Below are 830 nucleotides of genomic sequence, written 5' to 3'. Positions count from 1 at the left end.
TTGATGTAGAAGCTGAAGACCCAATAGCTCCGCAGGGCGTTGAAGCTGCTAATGATACCTACAGCGACTGGTTGACGGCCGTTAGTTTATCAACACAGTACAACTGGACACCCGAACTTACGTTCTATGCTACAGCTTATGAAAGTGACTCGACGTCGAACTCAATGGCCGGAGGGACTGTGCTGAATGCGTCTGGCCAAATTGATGCGCAGAACTTTGCGACAGAAAATTCGCTTTATGAGTTGGGCGTGAAGTACGCTCCGAGTGATACGCGTTGGTACGCCGATGCCGTGGTTTTTGACCAAAAACGCAGTTTGCGGAATCGCGATGGGTCGAACAGCGGTATTCGCACCGAGGGTTTTGAAACCCAGTGGCACTTCTCTTCCGCTTCAGGAACGCACGAAGCAGGCTACTGGATAACTCTGGCCGCCAGCTACATTGATGCGCGTTGGGATGATTCCGCAGCCTCACAGGGAACAGGTCAGATAGCCGATGCGTTTGATGATTCACGGCCCGACATTATAGAAGGTACGGGTGCAGGCTCTCCGAACTTTACTTTATTCCCGGCTTCTAATCAGCAGTTTCAGGGGATTCCGGAAGTGCAGGCTTCGGCTGTTGCCGGCTGGCAGGTTACGCCTGAGTGGTCAGTAGGTGGTGACTTAAGCTATACCAAGCATTATCCGCTGGATTATCTGCAGACCGTATTTATACGTGATCAGCATACCTTAAACCTGAACGCGCGGTATCGGTTTACGCCGCAGTTAAGTGCCCGCATTGACGTGTTTAATGCAACCGATCAGGACAACTGGTCGCCGGTATTTGAGGGCGGT

1 pseudogene is annotated in these 830 nt (G+C 51.8%); it reads left to right on the top strand.

Features of this window, described 5'->3' with window-relative positions:
* Positions 1-830 (top strand): annotated as a pseudogene (locus tag B3180_RS09985) (TonB-dependent receptor); the annotation flags it as partial.

Origin of the sequence: Idiomarina sp. UBA4206 (assembly GCF_002383015.1) — a bacterium.
GTDB lineage: Bacteria > Pseudomonadota > Gammaproteobacteria > Enterobacterales > Alteromonadaceae > Idiomarina > Idiomarina abyssalis.
The sequence above is the reverse complement of the archived record's forward strand: the minus strand, read 5'-3'. Positions and strand labels throughout refer to the sequence as shown.